This window comes from Flavobacterium poyangense (assembly GCF_011751075.1).
In the GTDB taxonomy this organism is placed as follows: Bacteria; Bacteroidota; Bacteroidia; order Flavobacteriales; family Flavobacteriaceae; genus Flavobacterium; species Flavobacterium poyangense.
Genome location: NZ_JAALLN010000004.1, coordinates 93285 through 108508 on the forward strand (window position 1 = coordinate 93285; position 15224 = coordinate 108508).

Annotated in this window: 11 protein-coding genes, 1 pseudogene and 1 CRISPR repeat array; of the genes and pseudogenes, 8 read left to right on the top strand and 4 right to left on the bottom strand. The window is 34.6% G+C overall.

What is annotated here, in order from left to right; translation table 11 throughout:
* Nucleotides 1-84 precede the first annotated feature (84 nt).
* The 3 genes from G3A47_RS10005 (at nt 85) to G3A47_RS10015 (ending at nt 2562) form a co-directional block, all read left to right on the top strand.
* Nucleotides 85-1347, top strand: coding sequence for a PQQ-dependent sugar dehydrogenase (locus tag G3A47_RS10005; protein WP_243860411.1), 1263 nt, complete (start codon nt 85-87; stop codon nt 1345-1347).
* A gap of 253 nt (nt 1348-1600) precedes the next feature.
* Entirely contained in the window at nt 1601-2092 is a 492-nt protein-coding gene (locus G3A47_RS10010) for a GNAT family N-acetyltransferase (RefSeq protein WP_208328357.1), read from the top strand.
* Entirely contained in the window at nt 2089-2562 is a 474-nt protein-coding gene (locus G3A47_RS10015; RefSeq protein WP_166922024.1) for a MarR family winged helix-turn-helix transcriptional regulator, read from the top strand. The genes G3A47_RS10010 and G3A47_RS10015 overlap by 4 nt, the downstream gene beginning before the upstream one ends.
* 2 nt (nt 2563-2564) lie before the next feature.
* Here G3A47_RS10015 and G3A47_RS10020 read toward each other — a convergent pair whose 3' ends face one another.
* The gene (locus G3A47_RS10020) at nt 2565-2921 is read right to left on the bottom strand and encodes a winged helix-turn-helix transcriptional regulator (protein ID WP_208328358.1); all 357 of its coding nucleotides are present in this window, start codon (nt 2919-2921) and stop codon (nt 2565-2567) included.
* A gap of 109 nt (nt 2922-3030) precedes the next feature.
* On the opposite strand from G3A47_RS10020, the gene G3A47_RS10025 reads away from it, so the two are divergent.
* The 3 genes and pseudogenes from G3A47_RS10025 to cas2 all read left to right on the top strand — a co-directional run bounded on the left by G3A47_RS10025 (nt 3031) and on the right by cas2 (nt 5305).
* On the top strand, nt 3031-3663 hold the full coding sequence (locus tag G3A47_RS10025) for an NAD(P)H-dependent oxidoreductase (protein WP_166922025.1): 633 nt from the start codon (nt 3031-3033) through the stop codon (nt 3661-3663).
* Between the two features lie 422 nt (nt 3664-4085).
* Nucleotides 4086-5000: pseudogene (gene cas1 / locus G3A47_RS10030) on the top strand (type II CRISPR-associated endonuclease Cas1).
* Entirely contained in the window at nt 4976-5305 is a 330-nt protein-coding gene (cas2, locus tag G3A47_RS10035; RefSeq protein ID WP_166922026.1) for a CRISPR-associated endonuclease Cas2, read from the top strand. Before cas1 ends, cas2 begins: the two are co-directional and overlap by 25 nt.
* 105 nt (nt 5306-5410) lie before the next feature.
* Nucleotides 5411-6827: direct repeats of the CRISPR family, unit length 36 nt; unit sequence AATATCGTTTTTTCTAATCTTTAATCAAACTACAAC.
* 107 nt (nt 6828-6934) lie between these two features.
* On the opposite strand, the gene cas9 is transcribed toward cas2, so the two are convergent.
* Nucleotides 6935-10315: a type II CRISPR RNA-guided endonuclease Cas9 gene (gene cas9, locus G3A47_RS10040; RefSeq protein WP_166922027.1), complete on the bottom strand. Its 3381-nt coding sequence runs from the start codon at nt 10313-10315 to the stop codon at nt 6935-6937.
* 529 nt (nt 10316-10844) lie between these two features.
* Here cas9 and G3A47_RS10045 point away from each other — a divergent pair.
* Both G3A47_RS10045 and G3A47_RS10050 read left to right on the top strand, forming a co-directional pair.
* Complete coding sequence (locus G3A47_RS10045) at nt 10845-11618, top strand: helix-turn-helix domain-containing protein (protein ID WP_166922028.1); 774 nt, start codon at nt 10845-10847, stop codon at nt 11616-11618.
* Between the two features lie 66 nt (nt 11619-11684).
* Nucleotides 11685-12131 (top strand): YciI family protein, encoded by a 447-nt coding sequence (locus G3A47_RS10050; RefSeq protein ID WP_166922029.1) that lies wholly within the window; start codon nt 11685-11687, stop codon nt 12129-12131.
* 204 nt (nt 12132-12335) lie between these two features.
* Here the strand turns inward: G3A47_RS10050 and G3A47_RS10055 are convergent, their stop codons facing one another.
* Together G3A47_RS10055 and G3A47_RS10060 are read right to left on the bottom strand one after the other, a co-directional pair.
* The gene (locus G3A47_RS10055; RefSeq protein ID WP_166922030.1) at nt 12336-14267 is read right to left on the bottom strand and encodes an OmpA family protein; all 1932 of its coding nucleotides are present in this window, start codon (nt 14265-14267) and stop codon (nt 12336-12338) included.
* A gap of 11 nt (nt 14268-14278) precedes the next feature.
* On the bottom strand, nt 14279-15196 hold the full coding sequence (locus G3A47_RS10060) for a PorP/SprF family type IX secretion system membrane protein (protein WP_166922031.1): 918 nt from the start codon (nt 15194-15196) through the stop codon (nt 14279-14281).
* Nucleotides 15197-15224: the final 28 nt, after the last annotated feature.

Sequence of the window (15224 nt, forward strand, 5' to 3'; positions counted from 1 at the left end):
ATTATATAATTCTCTAAACAATAAAATTATTTCAAAAGTTGTTATATTTAGTGAACCCTATTTTAACCATAAAAAAATTACGTTATGAAAAAATATTTCCTAAAAAGTCAATCAGTCTTTTTGTATTTCCCGGTCTTATTTATGGCCTTTTTACAATTGTCCTGTAACAATGATAAACCAAATGCCCCTGCTGAAGAAGAAGAATCTACAGCCACTTTACCACCCGTAGAAACGAATCCGCCAAATTCGAAATACAAACCCGCCTTTAAAGGACAAACCAGAATTGGAGGTGTGAAGACCCAAACAGCCTATACCGTTAAAGTTTTTGCAACCGGTCTGACAAATCCTTGGGGAATGGAAAATTTACCCGACGGAAGAATTTTGGTTACACAAAAAAACGGAACCATGCGAATTGTAACTCAGGCAGGAGTTGTAGGTGGAGCTATTACCGGAATTCCAACCGTAAACAGTAGCGGACAGGGAGGTTTGCTAGACGTTGCAGTCGATCCTGACTTTGCCACTAACAGAATGGTATATTGGAGTTTTGCACAGACCGGAACAAATGGTACCACAACTTCTGTAGCAAAAGGAAAACTTTCTGCCAATGAAACCAAAATTGAAAATGCTATAGTAATCTACAAAGCGATTCCGGAGTTTAACAGTACACTACATTATGGTTCCCGTCTTGCTTGGGACAAACAAGGAAATCTTTTTGTAAGTACCGGGGAACGCTCTGACATACAGTCCAGACCTTTGGCTCAGAAACTGGATGCTGCACTGGGCAAAATAGTCCGCATTACCAAAAACGGAGCGGCTGCAGCCGGTAATCCTTTTATCGGCCAAACTGGTGTTTTACCTGAAATTTACTCTTATGGACATCGAAATGTACAAGGTCTGGCCATTCACCCGGTTACAGGTGATCTTTGGGAAGCTGAATTAGGTCCGCTGGGAGGTGATGAAATCAATAAAATTACAGCAAGCAAAAACTACGGCTGGCCAACAATTAGTTATGGACTTGAATATAGTGGTGCTGCTATTGGTGCAGGCATTACAACAAAAAGCGGTATGGAACAGCCGGTTTATTACTGGGATCCTGTAATTTCTCCAAGTGGCATTACTTTTTACTCCGGGAATCAGATTAGTGAATGGACTAACAATTTGTTTGTTGCGGCTCTAAGCGGTCAGCATGTCGCAAGATTAGTAATTAAAGACAATGCTGTAGTTGGTGAAGAGCGTTTACTTACGACCTATAAAAGTCGATTTAGAGATGTGTTAGAAGGAAAAGACGGTGCTTTATATGCCGTTACAGACGGTTCTAATGCTTCAATCTACAAAATCGGAAAATAAAGCAACTATTTAGAAAGGCGATAACTGTTTTTCTACGAAATCTAAAATCTGTTGGGCTCAATTCTTGAAAGTTACGGCTCACTATCGTTTTTGACAGTATCTCTCGCAAAGTCTCAAAATCACAAAGTTAAAAAAATCAATAAAAAAACTTTGCGGCTTGGCGACTTTGCGAGATTATCGAAATCAATATTTTTTTATTTGGATATATGTATTTAACTACGTAGTTTTGTACACATATTTAAATCTTATAAAAATGCAGATCAAACCTATCCAAAATGAATACGAAAAACAGATTATAAATTTGATTTTAAATATTCAGCAAAACGAATTTAATGTTGCCATTACTTTAGAAGATCAGCCGGATTTATTAAACATTAAGAATTTTTATTACGAATCGGGCGGTTGTTTTCTTGGTGCTTTTATTGACGAAAAACTGGTTGGCACTATTGCGCTGGTAAAATTTAATGAAAAGACCGCTGCCATCAGAAAAATGTTTGTTTTAAAAGAGTACAGAGGCAAAGAATATAATATTGCCCAGCAACTATTAGAACAACTGATTGCATACAGCAAGGAAAACGGATTAAGTAACCTATATTTGGGGACGGTTTCTATCCTGCAGGCAGCATTGCGCTTTTACGAAAGAAATAATTTTGTGAGAATACAAAAAGAAGCTCTTCCGCACGATTTTCCGTTAATGAGCGCTGATAATGTGTTCTGTCATTTACAACTAAATCCGACAAAATGAATATAATAGACGAAATTGGTATTCTGGCCCTATCAACACGATTACAACGACTTAGTGAGCAATTACGAAAAGAGGGTGCCCTGGTGTATAAATCTTACGATATTGATTTTGAGCCAAAATGGTTTCCTGTAATCTATACGTTGCATATCAAGGAAATCCTAAGTGTGGTCGAAATTGCAAATGAAATTGGCTATACCCATCCGTCTACTATAAGTTTGCTTAAAGAATTGGAAAAACAAAAAATTATCAGTTCCAAAAAAGACAAACTCGACGAACGCAAACGCTTAATTGTACTTACAACAAAAGGAAAAGAGCTTGTTGCAAAAATGCAACCGGTTTGGGACATTATCAGAACTACGCTAACCGAAATTACCGACAATCAAAATAATCTCCTGAAAGCAATTGAGGAAACGGAACAGAAATTAGCCCGTCAGAGTTTTTTTCAAAGGGCATCTGAATTAAACAGTTAATATTATTCTTTCCCTGTAATTTTCTTTCTGTGATTATGCCCCCACTTTGCTAAAGAATCTATCACTTCTTTTAAAGTATGTCCATAGTCTGTCAGTTTATATTCTACAGTGATCGGTTTGGTGTTGAGAACTGTTCGGGTTACTAATTGGTTCTCTTCCAGATTTTTTAGTTCCCTGCTTAACATCTTACCTGAAATCCCTTCCACTTCTCTTACCAGATCTGTGAATCGCATAGTATTAAAACATAAGGATGCAATTATCGAAATTTTCCATCTTCCATTCAGAACATACATGGCATCATGCACGGCCATAATGTGTTGGCTGCATTTTTGTTGATCGTGTTCGGGCTCTTTTATCATAAAATGTCAGTTAGTTACCTCAATGTTACAGTTACTTTTGGTAATCAGATGACAAAAATACACTTAAAGTCTTTACATTTGAATAGAATTTAAATTTAACATCAAGAACATGGACTTAATAAAAGCACTCGAGTGGCGTTATGCTACTAAAAAAATGAACGGACAAGTTGTCCCACAAGAAAAAATCGATTACATTCTGGAAGCCGCTAAATTAGCACCTTCATCATCGGGTATACAACCGTATCAGATTTTTGTAATTACAAATAAAGAAGTAAAAGAAAAATTAAGAGCTGTAGCTTTCGACCAAAGTCAGATTACAGATGCTTCTCATGTATTGGTTTTTGCAGCCTGGGATGGTTATTCTTTAGAAAAAATCTCAGCAGTATTTGACAGAACCCTTGCTGAAAGAGGATTGCCTGCCGATACCATGGACGATTACAAAAACACACTTTGGGGAATGTACGAACCATTGGGTCAGGAATGGCACGCGAACCACGCGGCAAGACAAGCTTATATTTCATTTGGTATCGCAATTGCAGCGGCAGCGGAACAAAAAGTAGATGCAACACCAATGGAAGGTTTTCTTCCTGCTGAAGTAGATAAACTTTTGGGGCTAAACGAACTTGGTCTTAAAAGTGCTATAATATTAACACTTGGCTACAGAGATGAAGCTAACGACTGGTTGGTAAATATGAAAAAAGTGAGAACCCCTCAGAACGAATTCATAACGGAGATCAAGTAAAAAAAGCAATATACTTATTAAAGAGACTATTTCAATTACGAGATAGTCTCTTTTTTTTATTAAGCCGCAGTATCTATTAAATTCCAATTTTTTAAATTCCAAATGGGTGAGCCGATAAACCTGATGGATTATTATACCGAGTGATATTCTCCACTACTGTCACTCTGAGCGAAGAGCAGTGTCATCCTGAGCGAAGTCGAAGGACAAATTCCAAGGTGTGAGTCGATAAACTTGATGGATTATTATACCAAGTCATATTCCCTCCCTACTGTCACCCTGAGCGAAGTCGAAGGCTACGTAAGAAACTAAATTTTCTTAAGCACCGAATTTTTCATATTAAGGAAAACCGTAAAAGTAACATTCAACAAAATCGGAACTTTATACTTATTACCAGCATTTTCCAATAATTTGAACTTAAATCTATGCTAAAGAGAACCATTTTAATAGAAAATAAACTTTCTGTCACTACCAAAAACCAACAATTAGTATTAAAATCAGAAACAAAAGAAAGTACTGTCCCGATAGAAGACATTGGTTTTCTTGTTTTGGATCATAATGAAATTTACATAAGCATTCCCGCTATGAATTTACTCGTTGAAAATAACACATCTGTTATCATATGCGGAAAAAATCATCTTCCAAACGGAATGTTACTCAACCTCAACAGTCATCATATTCAACAGGAAATATTTAAAAATCAAATCGAGGCTTCTATGCCATTAAAAAAACAATTATGGCAACAAACTATAATTGAAAAAATTAAAAATCAGGGACAATTACTGGCAAGAATAACTCGCTCTAAAAACAGCTTTGCATTTTTAGCAGGTAAAGTATTAAGCGGAGATTCCTCTAATATGGAAGGAGTTGCAGCACAGTAATACTGGAAATATTTCCCAAATCCGAATTTAGAAACAAACGGCATCAAAAGAGAACGTTACGGCGATTATCCGAATAATTTTCTGAATTACGGCTATGCCATTTTAAGAGCGGCAACTGCCAGAGCGCTTTCCGGAAGTGGTTTATTGAATACTTTAGGAATTCACCATAAAAGCAAGTACAATGCCTTTGCACTTGCAGATGACATTATGGAACCGTTTCGCCCTATTGTAGATGAAAAAGTCTTTGAAATTATGCAACATTTTGACGAACAGGAATTGAATACAGTCATCAAAGCCGAATTATTACAAATACTGACCAGGACAGTCTATTTCAAAGACGAAAAAAGCCCATTACTCATTGCATTGCAAAAAACAGCAAGTTCGCTCCAGCAGTGTTTTACAGGAACTCGAAAAAAAATTAAATATCCTGCATTATGGAGCTTAACGGATACCGAATAATGTGGCTATTTGTTTTTTTTGATTTACCCACCGAGACAAAAAAAGACAGACGAAATGCCTCCGGATTCAGAAATAATTTGCTCAAAGATGGATTTTCGATGATGCAATACTCTGTCTATATGCGTCATTGTGCCAGCAGCGAAAGTGCCGATGTACATGAGAAAAGAATTCACAAGTTATTACCCCCTTTAGGTAAAGTAAGTGTGCTTCGAATAACCGACAAACAATTTGGCAATATTCAGAATTTTTGGGGAAAAGCAGAAATCCCTAAAATATCACAGCCTACCCAATTAGAATTATTTTAAAACTAAAAAATGCTTCAATCTTACTTTATCAAGGCAAAAAAGAAGCATTTTCTCAAGCGACATTACTAGATAAAACACTAAAAATCAACACTTAGCAAAACAACTAATATCGTTTTTTCTAATCTTTAATCAAACTACAACTATGAAAGAATCTTTAATTTTTGACCCACAAATATCGTTTTTTCTAATCTTTAATCAAACTACAACTATGAAAGCAACAGTAACGCCTTACGCAGGAATATCGTTTTTTCTAATCTTTAATCAAACTACAACATAGAGGGGATTCAACATATCCCCTCTCCTAATATCGTTTTTTCTAATCTTTAATCAAACTACAACTTTTCACGTCCTGCTACTGAACACCAACAAAATATCGTTTTTTCTAATCTTTAATCAAACTACAACGATTTCATTTCTCAGTTCTGATTTGTTTAAAATATCGTTTTTTCTAATCTTTAATCAAACTACAACACTTGCGCGTTGCTCATACTGCTTTTGTTTAATATCGTTTTTTCTAATCTTTAATCAAACTACAACAAAAGTAGACTGATGCTTTCACAATATCCAAATATCGTTTTTTCTAATCTTTAATCAAACTACAACGCAGTTACATAAGCAGTTCGACTTTTCTTAATATCGTTTTTTCTAATCTTTAATCAAACTACAACGTGTGAATATGTCTCCTCTTCTTGGAATTGAATATCGTTTTTTCTAATCTTTAATCAAACTACAACATCCTCCGCTTACGCCAGTTCCTTGTGCTAATATCGTTTTTTCTAATCTTTAATCAAACTACAACAATAATTGGCGCATCCTTCAGGATAAAAAAAATATCGTTTTTTCTAATCTTTAATCAAACTACAACGGAATATTTAATCGGTCGTCGGGTAAATATAATATCGTTTTTTCTAATCTTTAATCAAACTACAACTGTGTCTCTGTTATTGTTGGCATTTGTGAAATATCGTTTTTTCTAATCTTTAATCAAACTACAACTGGTTAAATAGAGCGTCCTGCTCAGCAAAAAATATCGTGTTTTCTAATCTTTAATCAAACTACAACACCACAGTCAAACCCAGTGTATTGTGATAAAATATCGTGTTTTCTAATCTTTAATCAAACTACAACTAAAGAATTAAAAATAATCCTGAACCATTCAATATCGTGTTTTCTAATCTTTAATCAAACTACAACACTTTTGGTTTGCGCTATTTTCTGCCACGAATATCGTGTTTTCTAATCTTTAATCAAACTACAACACATTACTTGAATTCCATTTTTTATACAGAAATATCATGTTTTCTAATCTTTAATCAAACTATAATCATCTTTAAATGCGTCATAAAATCGGTTTTAATATTGTGTTCTCTCTTCTTTAATCAAACTATAGCAATCGTATCGAAACGGATTTACTCAATTTAAATATCGTGTTTTCTAATCTTTAATCAAACTACAACGATTAAAACCTTATTTAGATTTCAAATAAGATATCGTGTTTTCTAATCTGGATTTAAATTACAACTTTAATATACTTCCTAAAAAGGTGCAAGAAAAACGCTTGGCTTTTTCTTTTTTTGTTCTAATACGATTCATAACTATTTCAACAATGTACTATTCATGGTCAAGAAATTAAATATTCACTGCTTTTTGAATTTTCCCCAAAACTGAAATTCTCACTTTTACCGGAGAAAAATTAAACCAACCCGTTTTTCCGCTACCAAACCCCCTAATTTGCTTATAATTATCATCTGTCACGGTAGAAGACAAATGTTTTCTGTAAAAATAATCACCTGAAGATAATTTTTGAACTCTATACAAATGTTCCTTCAAAACTTCATAATTTGGATTTTCCCAATTGATCTCCTCTTCATTTAGTCCTAATAGAAACATATCGTTAATGTGCAAAGCAGTTACTATTTCCTTTCCTTCTATTGGCACTTTATAAACCGGTTCTCCTGTTCTCTTTCTTTCAACCACAGTCCAAAAAGTAACAACCTCTTCTTTCAGATTTCCTTTTTGATCTTTGTAGATCAATACATGATGGTTGTTTCTTGGATTTACCCACTGATTTATATTGTCTTTTAACTTTTCTGCTCCACTGATATTTTCTTTCATTCTTACTTTTAAAATGGGAACCGGTGCGCCATTTTTGTTTGGTAAATAGATCTGAGGTTGCCTTACTCCATTTTCATTAACAATAAAAAAAGCATTAGCAGGGACTTTATCTTTTACAAAACCTCCTAATTCCTGAATCCTTTTTAAAATTAGATTTCTTGTACTGGCATCCACGACTTTTTCAATTTGTTTTAAAGTAGTTAAACTCTCTATAGGTTTTCGAACATGAAAAGCTTCTTCTCCATTAAAATTTCTTTTACCAAAAACGGTTTCTTTGTGCAATTGCCCTCGCGCAGCTACACCAACATTTTGATAAACAACTCCATTTTTCTCCGTTTTATGTGTCCGGATCGTAATATCATTGGAAACTTTTTTATGAGAAATTAATATTTTTTCAACAGCTTTTTCTGCATCAAAATTAAATCCTTCCCAAGGCAATGGAAATCTTTTTAATTCGGGTTTCCGATCGTATCTGTTCCATTTTGACAATTCTTGCAAATAACTCGTTTTCCCACAAGCCATAACCAATGCGTCAATAGCATGGTGACGATGATCCTCACGTGATTTTGCATTATTCTCCGTATTTAATAGGTGATTCAAACCCCACTTCTGACGCAAATTAGAGGTCATCTGGCCCGGTGATACGTTAACTTTTCTGCAAACTAATGCTAGATAATCTTTAGCTTCCTTACTTATATATCGCGTATCATTTAACTGACGTGTTGAAAAATCATCATCAAATTTTTGTTGTACAAATCTTTTGAATTTTTGATAAGCATTTGGATATTCTTTGGTATCTGAAAACAATTTCAAAGCTCTTTCTTTAATACCTGACCAATGAGTTTCATCAATACCATAAAATTCATATGGTGTTTTGTCTCCTTTTCTTCTGTTCTCATTGGCATAACAAAGGGTTTTATTGGCAAAACTATCATTTAAAGAGCGACTCCAGGGATGAATATGTTCTATTTGAACTTCTCCTGAATACAACTGCGATAGGGAAATCGGCTTTCCGGTATATGGACATGTTTTTCTACATTCTTCCCACAATTTATAAAGCAAAAGAGTATCATGAGTAATTCTGATTCCTTCTTCTGTTAATCTGTTCTTCACGCGATCATTCTCCCTCTCCAGACGTTTTTGATCTCTGCGAATTTTATTTCTTTGCGATTTAGATAGTTTTAAATCACGAGCCATTTCAACTTTTATCTCATCAAGGTTACCATGCTCTTCAATAAGCTCATTAACTAATTTCCTTAATTCAAATAAAGCTGTTATTACAATAGGATTTTTTATGGTTTGAATTTGCCTGTCTGCTTCTTTACCAACCGGTAATTTTGTCAAGAGCTCTTTAACGCCAATCGCTGCCGAATGATGATACAATTTTCTCATCCGGTTATCTGAAAGAGTATAATCATTTCTTAGAATATCCTTGATAATTTCGATAAATCCACCTTTTGCTCCTGAACGAACAATTCCTTCGATATTATCCAGTAAAAAGTTCCTTTTCGCATCAGACAATTTCTCCCAATCAGAACCAAAAGCATTTCTAATACCTCCAAAAACTACAGCAACATCATAAGTAAATCCCATTTGAAGAAATGGAAGGATCATACTTATCGCTTTTCTGCTTAAACTTGCATACCCTTCCTTTACATTAAACTTAGAAATAGATTCTGCTTGTTCCGCTGTAAAATTCCAGTTTTTAATGGCATACTCCTTTAAATTCGATTTACTGTCAAAAAAATACAAAACATGCCAAATGTCTTCCTGTTCTTTCTCTGAAAAGGAAAACCATTTGGCACCGAAATATTTTTTATTGGACAAATTAGAAATGGTATAGGCACCTACAATTTTATCATCATCTTTATAATTAAATTTAAATGCTGCACTTTCTTTCCCAATAACTTTCCTTATTTTTTTGAAATCCGGTTTTTCATTGGCACATAAAAAATCAACTATCTTTTGCTTTTCTCCTTGTGAAATTTTACTTCCGTTATATTCAATCGTATTTACCCATTGCCAAACTCTGAACAATTCAAACGGAATTGCACTTACAGGGCACTTAGTTTTTGATGGTTCAAAAGAACAATTTCCCACAAGATGTTTCTGAGACTTCAAAGGGCGTTGATAAAACAAAATACCATCTTCTTTGTAGCCATCTAATTTCCTCCCACCAAAAACCTGTTTCAGATCTTCATTTAAACCGGAGTGAAATTGCATTTGTTTTTCCCAAATCATTTCAAATTCATCCACATACATTTTGCGGGTTGTATATCGATTTCTTATCCTTTCCAATCCCTCCTGAAAAGGTTGATTTTGTTTGGGATAAATTTCATATAAATAAGAACCTAATGTCTTGTTTTCTATTTTATGCTGTGTTTCGGTAATTCCTATTTTCCCTTCTTTGGCATTTCCGCTAAAAATGGCTCCGTCGGTACTCCCCGCTTTCCTACTGTTACTTAAAAAACCCCTGCGTTGAATTAAATGATAAAATAATCTTCCTATTTCTTCCAATGATAATTTTTCATTCAATGCTTTATTTCGTAATTCATACGGATTTAAAGCAAACCATTCTGCTAATACTTCTGAAGGAAAGTTTTTCGTTTTCTTCCATCTTTCAAAATCATCTATATTCAGCGGGCACATCTTATTCTCGGAAAGTGCTTTTAATAAAATCTTCTTCCTTAGTCTTCTTCTAAAAAATTGTCTCCTTATCCCTCTCGCTCCGGTCCTGCTTGCATTTTTAGAAATTTCATTATCACCATCTCCTAAATTTTCAACACCCATAGGAAAAATTCTGCTTCCAATTCCTAAAATCTTATTTAATCTGTCATCTATAAGCGCCCATCCAATCGAATTTGTTCCCAGATCCAAACCTAATATTTTTGCCATAATAATCTGATTTTTCTTTACAATCGTTAAATATAGGCAAAAATTAAATCCCTGTTTTATGGCTTTCCTCATTGCATTGCAGTTATTTTTGATATATCTTTACAACTGATTAAAATTTCTAATCTTTAATCTTATCACAATAAGGCTATATGCCGTAGATGAAAATCTTTAGTCCTGCTTCGGTGGGACTTTTTCATTTTAGAAATTAATCGCTTTCTCCTTCCCTACATCTTAATAATAATAAACTCAGATCACCTGTTAAGTTGATGTTGTTCTTCGGTACAAGGAACACCATTTTTACAGTTGTTGATTAGCAATAGAGGAGGTAAATCAGCATATAAAGACCCTACTACCAGTAGCCAAAAATCACACTAAAAACCAATTCATTACATCTTTTACACCTGTTTCACTTATCGTTTTATTTCTTATATTCGTTTAGCAGAAACCCCTCTTAAAAGCCGGATAAAAAGTACTTTCAATATTCGCAAGAGAAACTCTAAAAATTGCAACCGTTTGAAAATAATCTAAAATGAAAATTGAGGAATATCTACCATCCGAATTATTAAGACCTTTCATTAAATCTTACAAGATTATAGAAAGTAATGACGAATTGGTTAATCGTGTTATACCCAATACCTCATTTGCAATTGCATTTCGTTTGTCGGGGCAAACTTTCTACAACAACGAAATGGATAAAATAGCCTTATCTCCTACTCTTTTCTCGGGTCTTCGAAAAACGGTACGAAACATTAACTACGCACCAAAAACAGCTTCCTTGATTGTCCTCTTTCAGGAAACGGGAGCTTCTGCGTTTTTTAAACAACCTCTGCATGAATTATTTGAGGAAAGCGTTTCATTAGACCATTTTTTCGCTCCATTGGAAATTTCAATTGTGGAAGAACGTTTAGCTCTGGCTAAAAATAATACCACTAAAATCGCTGTTATTGAACAGTACTTCTCTTTAAAACTCCAGAACATTAAACCTGATTTTCTGGTACAAAATGCCATCACTACCATTCATACAAACAATGGAACCATGAGAATAAACAAACTTGCAGAATCGCTATTTATTAGTCAGGATGCTTTTGAAAAACGGTTTAGAAAAGCAGTAGGTGCTAGTCCAAAACAATTCTCTTCGATTGTAAAAATGAACGCTATTATTTCCAAAAATACTGAGTCTGCCTCTTTCCTTGATATGGCATTTGAAAATGGATTTTACGATCAGGCACATTTCAACAAAGACTTTAAACTTTTTACAGGGCAAACACCAACTGACTTCTTTAAATCAGAATTGTATTGGTAAATCAATGATTTTTTACAAGGATTAAGTTACTGATAAGCGGACATTTGTATCTAAAATAAACAACAAATGAAATCACGTTTACTAGTATTTATCGCTTTTACTGTATTTGCATCAAGTCAAACTTATGCCCAGTCAAAAATTAATGTCCCACAATCTAACAACAACAAAATGAAAGAGTATAGCTTATTGATTCGTGTTCCTGTTACGTATACTACTGAACAAGCAAAAACAGTGGGTCCAAAATGGGACGCATTGCTTAATCAGTGGAAAGAAAACAACATCTACATTATAAGTTTTCCCTTCCCGGGAGAGGGCTATATTGTTTCCGGTCCCGACAAGAAAATTGTAAAAGGATATATTATCTCTGAGGGCCTCAAAGTAGTCAGCAATTTATTCATTCGTTCTGAGAATATGGAAACTGCTATCGAATTATCAAAGGCCTGTCCTATTCTTGAATTTGGCGGAAGTGTTGAGGTGAGAGAAATTCCACAAAAAGTGGTTAGCATTAAATAATAATTTAAAAGCGTCTGTTTCCGAATTATTTTTACAACAATACACAGGTATTTTTTATCTGTGTATTGTTATTATATCCACCTGATTCATTCCAAAATTTGCTGAGCCATAAAATATATTCTTTTCAAATCTTCCTTTGAAACTAAACCCGACAGGTTTTAAAACCTGTCGGGTTTAATTTTTTAATTAATCGCTTTCTCCTCCCTACATTTTAATAATAATAAACTCAGATCGTCTGTTGAGTTGATGTTGTTCTTCGGTACAAGGAACGCCATTTTTACAGTTATTGATTAGTTTTGTTTCGCCATAACCAATAGCACTTTGTATTCGTTCTGCGACTATTCCTTGCGAGATTATATAGTCTCTTGACGATTTTGCTCTTTTATCTGAAAGCACAAGATTGTAATTATCTCTGGCTCTCGAATCGGTGTGGGATTCTATTTTGATTACCATATCCGGATATTCATTCATCAATAAAACCACTTTATTTAACTCAATAGCAGCGTCATTTCTAATATTGGATTTGTCTAAATCAAAGAAAATAATGCCGATTTTTATTTTTAAAATACCATCTTCTTTTACAATCAGTGGTGATTTTATACCTAAGTCTACTACTGTTTCTCCTGAAGTACCTTGTGTTAGAACCGGAAGTACAAGCGGAGTAAATCCTTGTTTAAATGCTTCCACTTTGTAGCTGGTGCTACAAGCAACAGGAGTATTAAATCGATACTCCCCTAATTCATTTGATGTTGCTTCCTCCAGTTTTGCACCATCAGCTGCGTACAAAGTCACCTTTGCGTTGACTATTTTTCCGCCTGTAATTTCATTAAAAACAAAACCTTTAATCTGTTGTTTGCAAACAGGTATTCTTTCGAAAGAATAGATATCGTCATCGCCTTTTCCGGATTTTCTGTTGGAAGACACAAAGCCTAAATTTGTTTCTTCGTTAACGATATAAGCAAAATCATCTAAATTGCTGTTTAATGGGGCTCCAAGATTAACGGGGCTTTCAAAAAGTCCGTCTTTTACAGGGCTTTCAAAAACATCAAGTCCGCCTAAACCTAAATGTCCGTCACTGGCAAAATACAAAGTTTTATCTGTAATAAACGGAAACATTTCTCTTCCCATTGTATTGATTTTATCCCCTACATTTTTGGGCTGTGAAAATTTATTATCTCCTAAAATATCGACCACAAAAATATCTGTAGAACCAATGGAACCGGGCATATCTGAAATAAAGTAGAGTTTTTTTCCATCTTTGCTTACACTCGGTTGTCCAACTGAATATTCGTCACTGTTGAAAGGAACTTCCCGTATGTTTTCCCAACTCGTTTTATCGTCTTTTGTTATGGCAGTAGCCGAATACAATTTTAGATTATTGGTTCCTTTTCCATCTCTTCTCAGTTTTCCGTTGTAATTATTTCGGGTGAAATAAATGGTATTTTCATCTGGCGAGAAAGAAACACAGGCTTCATGATACTGGCTATGAAGTGCATTTGAAAATCTTCTGATACGGGTCACATCAGATTGTGAAGGACTAATTTTTCCCAATTGAAGACTCAAAAACGGCTGATCGTTCCAGGCATATCTTCTTGTGGCAGCGTAAGAAGAATCTATAGAAGTAGCATAAATAAGCTGACCTTTATAAAACATAGGGCCAAAATCTGAGTACGAAGAATTAATCGATAAATTTTGAAGTGTAAACTGAGGTTCGATGCTCATAATTTTTTCGATTGTGTTTTCTTTCAGTGAAAAATTTTGCTTTCTGGCATCTGTAACCTCTGCTTTTTTGCTAAAATTTTTCAACCACTTTTTGGCTAAATCGTAGTTTTGAATTCCTTCTAAAGTTTGGGCATAACGAAAAATATACTCAGCTGAAACTTCATTTGGATATTCTGCAATCAGCAGTTGGTATTTTTCATTTGCCTGCTTCATATCTGTATTAAAATAATACGAATCTCCGGCTCTCTGTAAGGTTTCCATAGAACGATCTCCTTTTTGTATGGCATACTCATAAGCCTTAGCTGCCTCGAGATACCACATTTTATCAAAAAGAGCATCAGCAGTTTTGTTTTTGGTCTGCGAAAAGCCGGCCATTACTATAAATAATCCGATTAGCGTAATTATTTTTTTCATAACTCTTTAGTTTAAAAAAATCTAGGCGATTTTAGTCCTTTCTCTTTTGATTTTAACTCAAAGCGCAACATTATCTCATGACTTCCCGATGAAAATTTCTGAAGTTCGGTTGTCGTATAATCATAGGTATAACCAACTAATAGCTGAGGTGTTATCTGGAAACCTGCCAACGCACTAAACGAATCTCCGGTGCGGTAAGAAGCACCTAGTCTAAATTTATCATTAAACATAAAATTGGCTGATAAATCTACAATGACCGGTGCGCCGGAAACATACTTCGTTAGAAAAGCCGGTTTAAACTTGACACTTGGACTAAGATCAAAAACCCATCCTCCTATTAAAAACAAATGCATCCGTTCATCCGCTAAACCTTCCTGAACATCATCATAACGCTCATCTGTTAAAAAATTAGGGACTGATAAACCCAAATAGCTTTTTTCGCTATGCAGATAAATCCCGGCTCCAACAACGGGCAAAAACTTATTCTGAATGTTTTGTTGAAATTGGACATCATTATCTTTAAAACTTCCTTTTGACCAGTCAATATTCAGTACTCTTCCTCCTCCTTTTACTCCAAAAGAAAGTTTGTACGTATCTGAAGCTTTTATGGAATAAGAGAAATTCAAATCTACATATTGTTCTTCCGACGGGCCAATTTCATCATTTACGATTGACAATCCCAGTCCGACATTTTTTCCAACAGGGGAATCCAATGTGAAAGATTGCGTGTTTGGGGCGCCTTCCAATCCAACCCATTGTGTTCTGTATATTCCTGTAATTGTCAAATGCCCCGCAGATCCTGCATAAGCAGAATTGACACTCAATGTATTGTACATATATTGTGTGTATTGCGGATCTTGCTGCCCATACATAAAGTTTGCGATAAGCAGCATTAGTATAGCGATAATTTGGTTATATCTTCTGACCATTGTTCAATGTTATTAGCAATTTACTATT